The 16353-nt window shown below is 65.1% G+C and carries 10 protein-coding genes; 8 read left to right on the top strand and 2 right to left on the bottom strand.

Annotated elements, in window-relative coordinates:
• Positions 1-157 precede the first annotated feature (157 nt).
• The 5 genes from ACIGHN_RS16625 to ACIGHN_RS16605 all read left to right on the top strand — a co-directional run bounded on the left by ACIGHN_RS16625 (position 158) and on the right by ACIGHN_RS16605 (position 7978).
• Entirely contained in the window at positions 158-3037 is a 2880-nt protein-coding gene (locus ACIGHN_RS16625; RefSeq protein WP_056419757.1) for a 2-oxoglutarate dehydrogenase E1 component, read from the top strand.
• 55 nt (positions 3038-3092) lie between these two features.
• Complete coding sequence (gene odhB, locus ACIGHN_RS16620) at positions 3093-4373, top strand: 2-oxoglutarate dehydrogenase complex dihydrolipoyllysine-residue succinyltransferase (RefSeq protein WP_396505229.1); 1281 nt, start codon at positions 3093-3095, stop codon at positions 4371-4373.
• A 261-nt stretch (positions 4374-4634) separates the two neighbouring features.
• A complete protein-coding gene (gene lpdA / locus ACIGHN_RS16615) occupies positions 4635-6062 on the top strand; it encodes a dihydrolipoyl dehydrogenase (protein WP_056419763.1) in 1428 nt (475 codons plus the stop codon).
• An 84-nt stretch (positions 6063-6146) separates the two neighbouring features.
• The gene (gene zapE / locus ACIGHN_RS16610; protein ID WP_396505228.1) at positions 6147-7244 is read left to right on the top strand and encodes a cell division protein ZapE; all 1098 of its coding nucleotides are present in this window, start codon (positions 6147-6149) and stop codon (positions 7242-7244) included.
• Positions 7241-7978, top strand: a complete 738-nt coding sequence (locus tag ACIGHN_RS16605; protein ID WP_396505227.1) for a hypothetical protein — start codon at positions 7241-7243, stop codon at positions 7976-7978. Before zapE ends, ACIGHN_RS16605 begins: the two co-directional genes overlap by 4 nt.
• A gap of 178 nt (positions 7979-8156) precedes the next feature.
• On the opposite strand, the gene ACIGHN_RS16600 is transcribed toward ACIGHN_RS16605, so the two are convergent.
• Positions 8157-8963: a PP2C family serine/threonine-protein phosphatase gene (locus ACIGHN_RS16600; protein WP_056419770.1), complete on the bottom strand. Its 807-nt coding sequence runs from the start codon at positions 8961-8963 to the stop codon at positions 8157-8159.
• Positions 8964-9279: 316 nt separating this feature from the next.
• Between ACIGHN_RS16600 and ACIGHN_RS16595 the strand changes: the two genes are divergently transcribed.
• Positions 9280-11331 (top strand): ATP-dependent DNA helicase, encoded by a 2052-nt coding sequence (locus ACIGHN_RS16595; RefSeq protein WP_396505226.1) that lies wholly within the window; start codon positions 9280-9282, stop codon positions 11329-11331.
• Here the strand turns inward: ACIGHN_RS16595 and ACIGHN_RS16590 are convergent.
• Positions 11294-12091: an outer membrane protein assembly factor BamD gene (locus tag ACIGHN_RS16590; RefSeq protein ID WP_396505225.1), complete on the bottom strand. Its 798-nt coding sequence runs from the start codon at positions 12089-12091 to the stop codon at positions 11294-11296. The genes ACIGHN_RS16595 and ACIGHN_RS16590 overlap by 38 nt on opposite strands.
• 218 nt (positions 12092-12309) lie before the next feature.
• Between ACIGHN_RS16590 and dnaE the strand changes: the two genes are divergently transcribed.
• Together dnaE and clpS are read left to right on the top strand one after the other, a co-directional pair.
• Positions 12310-15855: a DNA polymerase III subunit alpha gene (dnaE, locus tag ACIGHN_RS16585; protein ID WP_396505224.1), complete on the top strand. Its 3546-nt coding sequence runs from the start codon at positions 12310-12312 to the stop codon at positions 15853-15855.
• A gap of 80 nt (positions 15856-15935) precedes the next feature.
• Complete coding sequence (gene clpS, locus ACIGHN_RS16580) at positions 15936-16304, top strand: ATP-dependent Clp protease adapter ClpS (RefSeq protein WP_056419941.1); 369 nt, start codon at positions 15936-15938, stop codon at positions 16302-16304.
• Positions 16305-16353 lie beyond the last annotated feature (49 nt).

Here is a 16353-nt window from a genome sequence, read left to right as displayed (position 1 = left end):
CCCGCAAAGTTGGGTAGTTGGCGGTTCGGTGGCACAATGGCGCCCGCAACCAGGCCCTTCCCCAGCCACTGTCGCATCCGCCAATCGGTTCAGCCGTGTCGCGGAAGGTTTCTCAACCAGCTAATGCTTTCCCAAGGAAAGCGGAGGTCAGCGGAATATGAGCGATACGACATCCGTCTATCAAGCCTACCAAGGCAACACCTACCTCTTCGGCGGCAACGCGCCGTATGTCGAAGAGATGTACGAAAACTACCTTGCCAACCCAGGTAGCGTGCCAGACAACTGGCGCGAGTACTTTGACGCACTGCAAAATGTGCCTGCAGTGGACGGCAGCAATGCCAAGGACGTCCCGCACCTCCCCGTCATCAATGCCTTTGCCGAGCGTGCAAAGCAGGGCGGCACCAAGGTCGTCGTCGCCACGGGCGCCGACTCCGAACTGGGCCGCAAGCGCACCGCCGTTCAGCAGCTGATTGCCGCATACCGCAACGTGGGCCAGCGCTGGGCCGATTTGGACCCCCTCAAGCGCACCGAGCGCCCCGCGATCCCTGAACTCGAACCGTCGTTCTACGGGTTCAGCGACTCCGACCAGGAAGTCGTGTTCAACACCAGCAACACGTTCTTCGGCAAGGAATCGATGCCGCTGCGCGAGCTGATCAACGCCCTGCGCGAAACGTATTGCGGCTCCATCGGTGCCGAGTACATGTACGCCACCGACCAGAACCAGAAGCGCTGGTGGCAGGAAAAGCTGGAAACCATCCGCAGCAAGCCCAGCTTCGGTGCCGACAAGAAAAAGCAGATTCTCGACCGCCTGACGGCTGCTGAAGGCCTGGAGCGCTTCCTGCACACCAAGTACGTCGGCCAGAAGCGTTTCTCGCTGGAAGGTGGCGAAAGCTTCATCGCCGCGATGGACGAGCTGATCCAGTCTGCCGGCGCCAAGGGCGTGCAGGAAATCGTGATCGGCATGGCCCACCGCGGCCGCCTGAACGTGCTCGTCAATTCGCTGGGCAAGATGCCCAAGGACCTGTTCGCCGAGTTCGACCACACCGCACCCGAAGACCTGCCATCGGGCGACGTGAAGTACCACCAAGGCTTCAGCTCCGACGTGACCACCCCTGGCGGCCCGGTCCACTTGTCGCTGGCGTTCAATCCTTCCCACCTGGAAATCGTGAACCCCGTGGTCGAAGGCTCGGTGCGTGCCCGCATGGACCGCCGTGCCGACCCCCAGGGCAAGCAGGTGCTGCCCGTGCTGGTGCACGGCGACGCGGCCTTTGCCGGCCAGGGCGTGAACCAGGAAACGCTGGCACTGGCACAGACCCGTGGTTATTCCACGGGCGGTACGGTGCACATCATCATCAACAACCAGATCGGTTTCACCACGTCCGACCCGCGCGATGCACGCTCGACGCTGTATTGCACCGACATCGTGAAGATGGTCGAGTCGCCCGTGCTGCACGTGAACGGCGACGACCCTGAAGCCGTGGTGCTGGCCACCCAGCTCGCCCTGGAGTTCCGCATGGAGTTCCAGAAGGACGTGGTCGTGGACATCATCTGCTTCCGCAAGCTGGGCCACAACGAGCAGGACACACCTGCTTTGACGCAGCCGCTGATGTACAAGAAGATCGGTCAGCACCCCGGCACGCGCAAGCTGTATGCCGACAAGCTGGCCACGCAAGGCCTGGGCGAGACGTTGGGCGACGACATGGTCAAGGCCTACCGCGCCGCCATGGACTCGGGCAAGCACACCATCGACCCCGTGCTGACCAACTTCAAGAGCAAGTACGCCGTGGACTGGAGCCCGTTCCTGGGCAAGAAGTGGACGGACGCTGGCGACACGGCCATCCCCCTGGCCGAGTGGAAGCGCCTGGCCGAGAAGATCACCACCATCCCCGAGAGCGTGACGCCGCACCAGCTGGTCAAGAAGGTGTACGACGACCGCGCTGCGATGGGCCGTGGCGACATCCCCGTGGACTGGGGCATGGGCGAGCACATGGCTTTCGCCTCCCTGGTGGCCAGTGGCTTCCCGGTGCGCCTGTCGGGCGAAGACTGCGGCCGCGGTACCTTCACGCACCGCCACTCGGTCATCCATGACCAAAAGCGCGAGAAGTGGGACATCGGCACCTACGTGCCACTGCAGAACGTGAGCGAGAACCAGGCTCCGTTCGTCGTGATCGACTCCATCCTGTCCGAAGAGGCGGTGCTGGGCTTCGAATACGGCTATGCGTCCAACGACCCCAACACGCTGGTGATCTGGGAAGCCCAGTTCGGCGACTTCGCCAACGGCGCGCAGGTCGTGATCGACCAGTTCATCGCCTCTGGCGAAGTGAAGTGGGGCCGCGTGAACGGCATCACGCTGATGCTGCCGCACGGCTACGAAGGCCAGGGCCCCGAGCACAGCTCGGCACGCCTGGAGCGCTTCATGCAGCTGTCGGCCGATGCCAACATGCAGGTGGTGCAACCGACGACGGCGAGCCAGATCTTCCACATCCTGCGCCGCCAGATGGTGCGCGATCTGCGCAAGCCGCTGATCATCATGACGCCCAAGTCGCTGCTGCGCAACAAGGACGCCACCTCGCCGCTGTCCGAGTTCACCAAGGGCAGCTTCCAGACGGTGATTCCAGAGCAGGACGAGGCCATCGTGAAGAAGGCCGCCAAGGTCAAGCGCGTGATCGCCTGCTCCGGCAAGGTGTACTACGACCTCGTGAAGAAGCGCACCGAGCGTGAAGACGACGACGTGGCCATCATCCGCGTGGAACAGCTGTACCCGTTCCCGCACAAGGCCTTTGCTGCAGAGCTCAAGAAGTACCCCAACGCGACGGACATCGTGTGGTGCCAGGACGAGCCACAGAACCAGGGCGCCTGGTTCTTCATCCAGCACAACATCCACGAGAACATGCTCGAAGGCCAGAAGCTGGGTTACTCCGGCCGCGCGGCATCGGCGTCGCCTGCGGTGGGTTATTCGCACCTGCACCAGGAACAGCAAAAGGCGCTGGTCGACGGCGCATTTGCCAAGCTCAAGGGGTTTGTCCTGACCAAGTAAGGCCAGCTACCCGAACGAACACAGAACAAACAGAACCCTACTGAAAGAATTCAAAATGGCTATCGTAGAAGTCAAAGTCCCCCAGCTGTCCGAATCCGTGGCAGAAGCCACCATGCTGACCTGGAAGAAGAAGGCCGGTGAAGCCGTGGCCGTGGACGAAATCCTCATCGAGATCGAAACCGACAAGGTCGTGCTCGAAGTGCCCGCGCCATCCGCTGGCGTGCTGGCTGAAATCATCCAGGGCGATGGCGCCACCGTGGTGGCCGACCAGCTCATCGCCAAGATCGACACCGAAGGCAAGGCAGGCGCTGCGGCTCCTTCGGCGGCCCCTGCCGCTGCTGCTGCACCGGCACCCGCCGCTGCGGCTCCTGCACCTGCTGCTGGCGGTTCCAAGGGTGACGTCGCCATGCCTGCCGCTGCCAAGCTGCTGGCCGAGAACAACCTGTCCGCATCGGCTGTGGCCGGTACAGGCAAGGATGGCCGCGTGACCAAGGGTGACGTGCTCGGCGCCGTCGCTGGTGGTGCTGGCGGTACCGCCAAGGCTGCGGTCGCAGCCCCCAGCACGATCCCGACGGGCGTACCCACCAAGGCGCTGCCCCAGGTGTCGGCCCCTGCTGCCAAGGAAGACCTGAGCGGCCGTCCCGAGCAGCGCGTGCCCATGAGCCGCCTGCGCGCCCGCGTGGCCGAGCGTCTGCTGCAGTCGCAGTCGACCAACGCCATCCTGACCACGTTCAATGAAGTGAACATGGCCCCTGTGATGGACCTGCGCAAGAAGTTCCAGGACTCCTTCACCAAGGAACACGGTACCAAGCTGGGCTTCATGTCCTTCTTCGTGAAGGCCGCCGTGCACGCCCTCAAGAAGTACCCCGTGCTGAATGCGTCGGTGGACGGCAACGACATCGTCTACCACGGCTACTTCGACATCGGTATCGCCGTGGGCTCGCCCCGTGGCCTGGTGGTGCCCATCCTGCGCAATGCAGACCAGATGAGCTTCGCCGACATCGAAAAGAAGATCGCCGAGTTCGGCAAGAAGGCGGCCGAAGGCAAGCTGGGCATCGAAGAGATGACCGGTGGCACGTTCTCCATCTCCAACGGCGGCACCTTCGGCTCGATGATGTCCACCCCCATCATCAACCCACCCCAATCGGCCATCCTGGGCGTGCACGCCACCAAGGACCGCGCCATGGTCGAGAACGGCCAGGTCGTGGTGCGCCCGATGAACTATCTGGCCATGTCTTACGACCACCGCATCATCGACGGCCGTGAAGCCGTGCTGGGCCTGGTGGCGATGAAGGATGCGCTGGAAGACCCATCGCGCCTGCTGTTCGATATTTGAGATGCAACCCCCTGAGTCGCTTCGCGCCTTCCCCCTTCTCTCGAATTGCTGCGCAATTCGGGAAGGGGGACACCGCCAGCGCGGCGGGGCGGCCCTTGCGCGGCGGTCGCTGGCAGCAGGGCACCGCGCGTCTCACAGGCCGGTGGGAGTGGCGCATAGCGCCCTTTGAGATGCATCTTTTGGACCCACTCGTGCGGCTGGCTCATGCCAATTCCGCCGGTGGGTTTTTTTCCAATGAACGATTGATTGAGTGAGACCGACATGAGCAAACAATTCGACGTAATCGTCATCGGTGGTGGCCCCGGCGGCTACATCGCCGCCATCCGCGCTGCCCAGCTGGGCTTCAACGTGGCCTGTATCGACGAGTGGAAGAACGAAAAGGGCGGCCCTGCACCGGGCGGCACCTGCACCAACGTGGGCTGCATTCCGTCCAAGGCGCTGCTGCAGTCGTCCGAGCATTTCGAGCACGCCAACAAGCACTTTGCCGAGCATGGCATCACGGCCAGCGACGTCAAGATGGACGTGGCCAAGATGATCGCCCGCAAGGACACCGTCGTGAAGCAGAACAACGACGGCATCCTGTACCTGTTCAAGAAGAACAAGGTCAGCTTCTTCCATGGCCGTGGTTCCTTTGTGAAGGCTGCCGAAGGTGGCTACGAGATCAAGGTGGCAGGCGCCGCCGAAGAGTCCATCACCGGCAAGCAGATCATCATCGCCACCGGCTCCAACGCCCGTGCGCTGCCTGGCACGCCGTTCGATGAAGAATTCGTGCTGTCCAACGACGGCGCGCTGCGCGTGGGCGCGGTGCCCAAGAAGCTCGGTCTCATCGGCTCGGGCGTGATCGGCCTGGAAATGGGCTCGGTCTGGCGCCGCCTGGGTGCCGAAGTCACCATCCTCGAAGGCCTGCCCACGTTCCTGGGCGCGGTGGACGAGCAGATCGCCAAGGAGGCCAAGAAGGCTTTCGACAAGCAAGGCCTGAAGATCGAGCTGGGCGTGAAGGTCGGCGAGATCAAGACCGGCAAGAAGGGCGTCTCCATCGCCTACACCAACGCCAAGGGCGAAGCCCAGGCGCTGGAGGTGGACAAGCTCATCGTCTCCATCGGCCGCGTGCCCAACACCATCGGCCTGAACACCGAAGCCGTGGGCCTGGCCCTGGACGAGCGCGGTGCGATCGTGGTCGATGCCGACTGCAAGACCAACCTGCCCGGCGTGTGGGCGGTGGGCGACGTGGTGCGTGGCCCGATGCTGGCGCACAAGGCCGAGGAAGAAGGCGTTGCCGTGGCTGAGCGCATTGCCGGCCAGCATGGCCACGTGAACTTCAACACCGTGCCCTGGGTCATCTACACCAGCCCCGAGATCGCATGGGTGGGCCGCACCGAACAGCAACTCAAGGCCGACGGCGTCAAGTACAAGGCCGGCACCTTCCCGTTCCTGGCCAACGGCCGCGCACGAGCGCTGGGCGACACGACCGGTATGGTCAAGATGCTGGCGGATGCCGACACCGATGAAATCCTGGGCGTGCACATCGTGGGCCCACAGGCGAGCGAGCTGATCTCCGAAGCCGTGGTGGCCATGGAGTTCAAGGCCAGCAGCGAAGACATCGCACGCATCTGCCACGCGCACCCCAGCTTGAGCGAAGCCACCAAGGAAGCGGCGCTGGCCGTGGACAAGCGCACCCTCAACTTCTGATATTTGAATAAAAAACGGCCCTACCGCTTGCCAGGAAAGCGGTAGGCGCTATCAAATTCATAGTATCAGAGTGGTGCCCATCCCGTGACTGTCAAACAGGCTTATCTGGCCGAACTGGCCTCCAAAGGCTACCAAAGCGACCCCGCGCAGTTGCGGGCCGTGGATGCGCTGCAGCGCTGCGCCGACGAGTGGGCGCAGTACAAGGAGCGGCGTTCGAACGCGCTCAAGAAGCTCATCAACCGGCCGGACATTCCGCGCGGTGTGTACATGTACGGCGGGGTGGGGCGGGGCAAGAGCTTTCTCATGGAATGCTTCTTCAACGCCGTACCCTTGAAGCGCAAGGTGCGCCTGCATTTCCACGAGTTCATGCGCGAAGTGCACCGCGAGCTGGTGGGGCTGCAGGGCACGGTCAACCCGCTCGATGTGCTGGGCGAGCGCATCGCCAAGCGCTACAAGCTCATCTGCTTCGATGAGTTCCATGTGGCGGACATCACGGACGCGATGATCCTGCACCGGCTGCTGGTATCGCTGTTCGACAACGGGGTGGGGTTCGTCACCACCTCCAACTTCATGCCCGACGAGCTGTACCCGGGCGGCCTGCACCGCGACCGCATCCTGCCGGCGATTGCGCTGCTCAACGAGCGGCTGGAGGTGGTCAACGTCGACAACGGCACCGACTACCGCCGCCGCACCATGGAGCAGGTCAGGCTCTACCACACGCCCCTCGGGCCCGAGGCCGATGCCGAGATGGGCGAGGCGTTCGACAAGCTGGCCGAAGTGCACGACGAAGACCCGCTGCTGCACATCGAACAGCGGGAGATCCGCGCCCGGCGCAAGGCGGGCGGGGTGGTCTGGTTCGATTTCAAGACGCTGTGTGGCGGCCCGAGGTCCCAGAACGACTACCTGGAGATCGCCACGCAGTTCCATACGGTGCTGCTCTCCGACGTGCCGTACATGCCGGTGAGCATGGCGTCGCCTGCGCGGCGCTTCACCTGGCTGGTCGACGTGCTGTACGACCGCCGTGTCAAGCTCATCATGTCGGCCGCCGTGCCGCCCGAGCAGCTGTACACCGAAGGGCCCTTGGCGCACGAGTTTCCGCGCACGGTGTCGCGGCTCAACGAAATGCAGTCCAAGGAATTCCTGGCGCTGGAGCGCCGCAACGTGGACACTGGGCTGACATGATGAAGTATCTGGCCCTCTCCCTCGCAGCGCTGCTGGCCTGCACGCCTGGCGCGAGCGCGCTGGCGCAATCTGCCGCGGAGACTGCGGCATCTGCCCCGGCATCTGCAGCATCTGCCTCTGGTCCCAACGACGCCACCACCGGTGCCCGCGCAGCGTCTGCGGCGCACCGCAAGGCCGAGCATGACCGCATCCGCCATGAACGCGAGGCGGTGAAGGCCCAGCGCACGAAGGACGAGGCTGCCTGCTACCAACTCTTTGCGGCAGAGGACTGCCTGAAAATCGTTCGCGCACGGGTGCGCGATGCCGAGACCCGCCTGCGGGCGCAGGAGATCGAGCTCAACGATGCCGAGCGCAAGGAAAAGGCGGCCGATCGCCGCAAGTCCATCGAAGAGAAACAGCGCCCCATGCCCGCCAACACGCCGGCAGGCGCCGGCCCTGACGCCGTGCTGCGCAATAAGCCCGCGGCCGACCCGCAGGCCACCAAGGCGCAGCGGGACCACGAGGCAGAGTTGCGGGCGCAGCAGCAGCGCAGCAATCTGCAAAAGCACACCGAAGAGCAAAAAAGCCGGGCCGCAGAGAACGCCGAGCGGGCAGCGCAGGCCCGCGCCAAGCACGCCGAAGCGCTCAAAGCCGCTGAGGAGCGCCGTGCCCGCGTGGAGAAGGCCCAGGCCGAGGCGGTAGCCCAGGGGCGCAAGCCCGCTGCGCCGCTGCCACCTGCGTCGGCGGCTCAGTAGGCCGCTCGGGCCGCGGGCAGGCCTGGATTTGCAGGCTGGCTCTGCGGCCTCCCGTGAAGGGACTGGCCGCGCATCTGAAGCAAATCCTGCGAGAGTCGACGGCGAAGCTGAGGCAAAAATGGCCCTCGCCAATCCGCTCCGAACTGGGTGGAACCAGAGCTCAGACCACCATGCCCGCTCAGGGCCGGCCTGCCTCCACAGGGGTCAGGCGAGGCACCTTCTTTTCTTCCACCAGCGCCTCCATCTTGACGATGACCAGCGACAGGTTGTCGCCGCCGCCGCGGGCCCGGGAGCGGGCTTTTTCGATCAGGAACTCGGTGGCTTCGCGGGGCGAAAGCGAATCGACCACGGACCCGAGCTCCGTCGGCGAGAAATAGTGCCACACGCCATCGCTGCAGGCCATCAGCACATCGCCGGGCTGCAGTTGGGGGATCACGTGGGTGGTGATGGGCGGGTCGCTTTCAGTGCCCAGGCAGCCCACCAGGATGTTCGAATGGGGGTGGTTGTTGGCTTCCGCCTCGGTCAGTTCGCCCCGGTCCACGAGCGCCTGCACGTACGAATGGTCGCTCGTGCGAAACACCATGCGCGCTCCCTGGAAGTGGTAGATGCGCGAATCGCCGGCATGCACCCAATGGCAATCGCCGCGGGGGTTGATGAGGAAGGCCGCAATGGTGCTGTGGGGTTCCTGCTCAGCGGAGATGGCCGTGAGGCGAATGACGATGTGGGCTTCTTCCACCATGCTCTTGAGCATGGTCACCGGGTCGTCCGTGTCGGGTGAATAGCGCTCGAACAGCTGGCGCGCCGTCATCATGACCTGGTCGGACGCCTTGCGCCCGCCGCTGCGGCCGCCCATGCCGTCGGCAATGACGCCCAGCACGCAGCCGTTGTGCCGCTCATGCGAAATCAGGGCCACCTGGTCTTGCTGGTACTCCCGGTCGCCCTTGTGGATGCCGGTGGACGCGATGAGGCGAAAGGCTTTGGTCATGCTGTGGATTGTGTGGGCGCGTGCAGTAGCGGCCTCCGCAGAGCGGGGGCCAAAGGCTTATTATCTGCCCGCCTGTGGCATTTTTGCCAAGTGATGGCTGCTTTGCCTTGAATCCTCCATTTTTCACGTCCCGCCGGTGGCTCGCTGGCCCTCCGGTGTGTGCCCGCCGCGCCGCCCTGCACGCACCGGCCCAAGCGCTTGCTTTCATTCCCCACCATCGCCCGCCGCTGCACGGCGTCGGCTGGCGCGCCTGTGCCCAGGCCCGCGCCCGCGCGTGGCCGCGTCTTGCGAGCGGTGACCTGAGAGTGCCCGGCTGATGGCCCTGGCCGATATGGTGCAAGAGGTGTTCGCGCCGCTCGGGGTGCTGGCGCGGGCCGACCCGCATTTCCAGCCGCGCGAGGGCCAGACCCGCATGGCAGCCGCTGTGGCCAAGACGATGGAGGAGGGCGGTGCCCTCGTGGTGGAGGCCGGCACGGGCGTGGGCAAGACCTTTGCGTACCTCGTGCCCGCGCTGCTCAGTGGCGAGCGCGTGTTGCTGTCCACCGCTACCAAGGCGCTGCAGGACCAGTTGTTTGCGCGCGACCTTCCGCTGCTGGCCCAGACGCTCGGGCTGCCGGTGCGCATGGCGCTGCTCAAGGGCCGTGCCAGCTACTTGTGCCTGTACCGGATGGAGCGCGCCCGCCACGATGTGCTGGGGCAGGAGCGCGGCGTGGCCCGCGTGCTGGCCAAGGTCGAGGAGTGGTCCCGCAGCACGCGCTCGGGCGACCTGTCCGAGCTGACGGGCCTGGACGACCGTTCGCCCGTGATCCCGCTGGTCACCTCCACGCGCGAGAACTGCCTCGGCTCGCAGTGCCCGCGGTTTCGGGAATGCCACGTGCACCTGGCCCGCCGCGAGGCCCTGGCTGCGGACATCGTGGTCATCAACCACCATTTGTTCTTTGCGGACGTGGCGGTGCGCGAGTCCGGAATGGCAGAGCTGCTGCCGTCAGTGCGTGTGGTGGTCTTCGACGAGGCGCACCAGATCAACGAAACGGGTGTGCAGTTTCTGGGGCTGCAGCTGTCTACCGGACAGCTGATGGACTTCGGTCGGGACCTGCTGGCAGCGGGCCTGCAACACGCCCGCGGGTTGGCCGACTGGCAGGGCCTGGCCGCTGGCGTCGACCAGGCCGTGCGGGATCTGGTCCTGGTGGCGGGCGACTCCCGCGGGCCCTCCCGGCTGCGCTGGACCGACGAGGCGCCCGAGGGTGTACGCGAGGCTGACTGGAGCGCCGCGCTGCACCGCGTGGGCCAGGCGTGCGCCGACGCGCAGGAAGCCCTGGACACCGTGAGCGAGATGGCCCCGGATTTTGTGCGCCTGTACGAACGGGGTTCTGAGTTGCTGGCGCGCCTGGCCCGGTTTGCCGGACCCCCGCAGCCCGACGCCGTGCGCTGGGTCGACACGGGCGGCCAGTTGCGGCTGATCGAATCGCCACTGGACATTGCCGAGGCCATGCGCACGCGGCTGCTGGCGGCTCCTCAAGAGGAATCGGACCCTGATGGATGGCCGGTACCGGCCGCAGAAGCAGGCCCGGGCAGGGCGTGGATCTTCACGTCTGCCACGCTCGGCGACGACGACCAACTCACCTGGTTCACGGAGCGGGCCGGCCTGCAGGACGCGACCATCCTGCGGGTCGCGAGCCCGTTCGACTACGCGGTGCAGGCGGCGCTGTATGTGCCGCGGCACCTGCCAGCGCCGGCGGACCCGGCCCACAGTGGCGCCTTGGCACGCTGGGTGGGCGACGCAGCGGCGATATTGGGCGGGCGCACCCTGGTGCTCACCACCACGCTCAGGGCGCTGCGCTCCATTGGCGATGCACTGACCGCGCGGTGGGGTGCCACCGGGGCGCTGGAGGTGCTGGTGCAAGGCAACGGGCCCAAGCGGCGCTTGATGGAGCGCTTCCGTGAGGGATCGGACCACGGCCAGCCTGGCTGCATCCTGGTGGCGTCTGCCACCTTCTGGGAGGGGTTCGACGTGCCCGGCGATGCGCTGCAACTGGTGGTCATCGACAAGCTGCCGTTTCCGCCACCTGGCGACCCGCTGGTCGAGGCGCGCACGCAGCGCATCGAAAAATCAGGCGGCAAGGCGTTCAAGGCCTACGCATTGCCAGAGGCTGCGGTGGCCCTGAAGCAGGGCGCGGGCCGGCTGATCCGGCGGGAGACCGATCGGGGCATCCTGGTGGTGGGCGACACCCGCTTGGTCACCATGGGCTACGGCAAGCGCCTGCTGGCCGCGCTGCCGCCCATGCGGCGGCTGGAATCGGATCAGGAATTCAACGAAGCGCTGGAGGCGCTTACCAGACCTTCCACCACGGATCCGACTTGCCCTTGACGTCGCCACGCAGGTAGGCGCTCTGGGGGTAGGAGCTGTCCATCACGCGGCGTGCATCGTCGCGCAGTTGGGTCATGCCCAGCGCGTCATACGACTGGATCAGGATGTACAGGGCTTCTTCGAGGGCTGGCACGCCCTGGTAGTCGGCCAGCGCCACCTGTGCGCGGCTGATCGCCGCCACATAGGCGCCGCGCTGGAAGTAGTAGCGGGCCACGTGCACTTCGTACTGCGCCAACGAATTCACGATGTACGTCATGCGCTGGCGGGCGTCCTGCGCGTAGCGCGAATCCGGAAACCGCGTGGCCAGCTCGCTGAACGACTCGAACGAATCCTTGGCGGCCTTCTGGTCGCGCTCGGACAGGTCCTGGCGGGAGATGAACGAGAACAGCCCCAGGTTGTCGTTGAAGTTGACCAGGCCCTTCAGGTACAGGGCGTAGTCGAGGGCCGGGCTGGCCGGGTGCAGTTTCATGAAGCGGTCCAGCGTGGCGATGGCCTGGGCCTTTTCGCCGGCCTTGAAGTGCGAGTAGGCCTTGTCCAGCTGGGCCTGTTGCGCCAGCGGCGTGCCAGCGGCGCGGCCTTCTAGCTTTTCGAGCAGCGGGATCGCCTTGTCGTAGGCGCCGCTGTTCATTTCGTCCTTGGCTTCCGAATGGATGCGGTTGGGGCTCCAGCCGGCCGTCTTGTCGTCGGTGGTGGTGGAGCAGGCTGCCAGCAGACCAGCGACCAGCAAGGCGGAGACAAGGGGCAGTGGAGCACGCAGCATCGAAAGAGGCTTTCAGCAAAAAAGAAACAGAGTGTGCCTGGCTGGCCAGAGCGCTGGCCGCGGTCGCGGCGAGGGCTGCCCTGTGCCAGCCGGTCTCGATCCGGCCTGGGGCCCGGGAGGCAAAAGGGCATTGTACCGGCCGCAGCACTGCCCCAGATGGGGTGGGTATCGCGAGTTTTGTGCGGCGCGGGGCGCCGGGCTTTTTACAATGGCCCTCTATGTTTGTTCACCTGCGCCTGCACACCGAGTTTTCCGTCGTTGACGGTACCAACCGAATCGATGAGGTGGCCAAGGCTGCCGCCAAGGACGGCCAGCCCGCCCTGGCCATCACCGACCTCAACAACCTTTTCGGCGCCATCAAGTTCTACAAGGAGGCGCGGGGCAAGGGCGTCAAGCCGCTGATCGGGGCCGAAGTCAATGTCGCCGCCGAGTCCGGCCCTCCGGCGCGCATCGTGCTGCTGGTGCAGAACAAGCAGGGCTACCTGAATTTGTGCGAGTTGCTGGCCCGTGCCTGGACGCGCAACATCGTCAAGAACGTGCCCGTGTGCACCTGGGACTGGCTGCGCGAACTGGGCGAGGGCCTGATTGCCCTGGCCGGGGCGCAGGCCGGGCCGGTGGGCCAGGCGCTGATGAAGGGGGACGACGCCGGGGCCGCCAATGTGGCGCTGGAGCTGGCGGGCATATTTCCTCACCGCTTTTACATGGAGATCCAGCGGGCCGGCCGTGCGGACGACGAAGCCCATGTGATCGCGGCCGTGCAACTGGCCGCGCGCCTGAACCTGCCCGTGGTGGCCACGCACCCGGTCCAGTTCGCGACGGCCGACGACTACGAGGCCCATGAAGCGCGCATCTGCATCGCCGAAGGCGAGATCCTGGCCAACCAGCGCCGGGTGCGCAAGTTCACGCGCGAGCAGTATTTCAAGACCAGCGCCGAGATGCAGGCCCTGTTCGCCGACGTGCCCACGGCCATCACCAACACCCTGGAAGTGGCCAAGCGCTGCAACCTGACGCTGGTGCTGGGCAAGCCGCAATTGCCCGATTTTCCGACGCCCAACGGCATGCCGGCCGACGAGTACTTCCGGTTTGCGTCGTTCGAGGGGCTGGAAGCGCGCTTGAAGCACCTCTTTCCCGACGAGGCCAAGCGCGACAAGGAGCGCCCACGGTATGTGGAGCGCCTGGAGTTCGAGCTGGGCACCATCCTCAAGATGGGCTTTCCGGGCTACTTCCTCATCGTGGGGGACTTCATCCAGTGGGCCAAGACCAACGGCTGCCCGGTGGGGCCGGGCCGGGGGTCGGGTGCGGGATCGCTGGTGGCCTATGCGCTCAAGATCACCGACCTGGACCCGCTGGAGTACAACCTGCTGTTCGAGCGGTTCCTGAACCCGGAGCGGGTGTCCATGCCCGACTTCGACATCGACTTTTGCCAGTCCAACCGCGACCGCGTGATCGACTACGTGAAGGACAAGTACGGCAAGAACGCCGTGAGCCAGATCGCCACCTTCGGGACCATGGCGGCCAAGGCGGCCATCCGCGACGTGGGCCGTGTGATGGACATGAGCTACATGTTCTGCGACGGCATCTCCAAACTCGTGCCCGGCAAGCCCGGCATGTCCTACACCCTGGCGTACCCGCCCGAGGTGAAGAAAGAGGGCGACAAGAACAACTACGCGCTGGAACTGGAGCCCATGCTCTACGAGCGCGTGCGCAAGGAAGAAGACGTCAAGACCATCATCGAGATGGCGCAAAAGCTCGAGGGCATGACCCGCAACATCGGCATGCATGCCGGGGGCGTGCTGATCGCGCCGGGCAAGCTCACCGATTTCTGCCCGCTGTACCAGCAGCCCGGCAGCGAGTCGGCCGTGAGCCAGTACGACAAGGACGACGTGGAGGCCATCGGCCTGGTGAAGTTCGACTTCCTGGGCCTGGCCACGCTCACCATCCTGGAGATCGCGCGCGAGTTCATCATGAAGCGCCACAAGGGCCAGGAGAACTTTGCGTACGAGAACATTCCATTGGACGACGGACCGACCTACCGGCTGTTCTCCGAGGGCAAGACCGAGGCCGTGTTCCAGTTTGAAAGCCGCGGCATGCAGGGCATGCTGAAAGAGGCGCGCCCCAGCCGCCTGGAAGATCTGATCGCGCTGAACGCGCTGTACCGCCCCGGTCCCATGGACCTGATCCCCAGCTTCGTGAACCGAAAGCACGGCAAGGAGGTGGTGGAGTATCCGCACCCCGCCGTGGCCGACATGCTCAGCGAGACCTACGGCATCATGGTCTACCAGGAGCAGGTGATGCAGACCGCGCAGATCCTGGGCGGCTACAGCCTGGGCGGCGCCGACCTGCTGCGCCGGGCCATGGGCAAGAAGAAGGCCGAAGAAATGGCCGAACACCGCGAAAAGTTTCGCGCTGGTGCCCTGGCCACCCACGGCATCGACCAAGCCAAGGCCGACGAAGTGTTCGACCTGATGGAGAAGTTCGCGGGCTACGGCTTCAACAAGTCGCACGCTGCCGCGTATTCCCTGCTGGCGTACCACACCGGCTGGCTCAAGGTGCACTTCACCGCCGAGTTCTTCTGCGCCAACATGACGGTGGAAATGGACGACACCGACAAGCTCAAGGTGCTGTTCGAGGATGCGGTCAAGCATTTCGGCATCACCTTCGAACCGCCGGACGTGAACCGCGGCAAGTACCGCTTCGAGCCCGTGACGGACAAGATCATCCGCTACGGCCTGGGTGCCGTGAAGGGCACGGGCCAGCAGGCCATCGAGGCCATCGTGGCAGCGCGCGAAGGGCGGGGCGAGGGCCCGAACGGCTCCACCACAGGTCCCTTCAAGAGCCTGTTCGATTTTTGCCTGCGCGTGGACAAGGCTCGCATGAACAAGCGCTCGGTGGAGGCGTTGATCAAGGCCGGCGCGTTCGACTCGATCAACATGAACCGCGCGGCGATGGTCGCATCCATCGACCGGGCCTTCGACTTTGCCGCCGCCACGCTGGCCAATGTGAACCAGGGCGGGCTGTTCGACATGATGGGCGACGACGCGCACGGCTCCAGCACGCAGGAGCCAGAGCTGGTCGATGCATTGCCATGGGGCATCAAGGAGCGGCTCACGCTCGAAAAAACCGCCGTGGGCTTCTACCTGTCGGGCCACCTGTTCGACGAAGTCGCCACCGAGGTGCGGCGTTTCGTTCGCACGTCCATCGAGGAGCTGCTCGACAGCCGCGAGTCCCAGGTGCTCGCCGGCATCATCAGCGACTTTCGCGTCATCAACGGACAGCGCGGCAAGCTGGCGTTGTTCAAGCTCGACGACAAGTCGGCGGTCATCGAGGCCTCGGCCGACGAGGCGCTGCTCAACACCTACCGCAACCAGCTCAAGGAAGACGAGTTCGTGGTCATGATGGGCCGCTTGCAACTTGACCATTTCAGCGGCGGGCTCAGGGTCAAGGTGCAGCAGGTGTGGGACCTGGCCGGGGCGCGCTGCCGTTTTGGCAAATATCTGCACGTGCAGGTGGGCGACAAGGGCCCGGACGTGCCCCGCCTGGTGCGGGAGTTCCCGCCGCGCCGCGAGGAACTCACCGAGGGCGAGCCGCTGGTGCACGGCCTCAAGGTGCGCATGGGCGTGCGCTGCGCCGCCGAGGGGGTCGCCGCCGTGGCGGAACTGCAACTGGGTGAAAGCGCGCGTTTCTACCCCACCGATGCCGCGCTGGCCGCCTGGACGGCCCAGGTGGGCAGCGGTTCGGCGACCGTGGTGTACGACCACGGCTGAGGGTGTAGCGGCATGGACTTGAAAAAAACAGTATCAACGCCAGATTTCTCTCGCGGCAGCAGGCCGCGCGGATGGCTAGAATGATTTTCATGGCAACTCAACCACCTTCACCCCCCACCGCGCCGCCCGTCACACGGCCAGCGCGGGATGACGGCGGTTCGGTCGTGCTCGAGAGACGCACGCAAAAGACCCAGCCGCCGCAGATGTACCAGGTGGTCATGCTCAATGACGACTACACCCCCATGGAGTTCGTCATCGTGGTTTTGCAGGAATTCTTCAGCAAGGACCGTGAACAAGCGACCCAGATCATGTTGAAAATCCATCTCGATGGCAAAGGCGTTTGCGGGGTGTATTCCCGCGACGTGGCCGCCACCAAGGTGGAGCAAGTGCTTGACGCCGCCCTCAAGGCGGGCCACCCACTGCAATGTGTCAGTGAGCCTGTTGAATAACAGGTCTTTTGTCCCGATCTAAAGTTATCCCTTCCACGCAAGCACAAAG

It is taken from the genome of Acidovorax sp. NPDC077693 (assembly GCF_044542805.1).
In the GTDB taxonomy this organism is placed as follows: domain Bacteria; phylum Pseudomonadota; class Gammaproteobacteria; order Burkholderiales; family Burkholderiaceae_C; genus Acidovorax.
The sequence above is the reverse complement of the archived record's forward strand: the minus strand, read 5'-3'. Positions and strand labels throughout refer to the sequence as shown.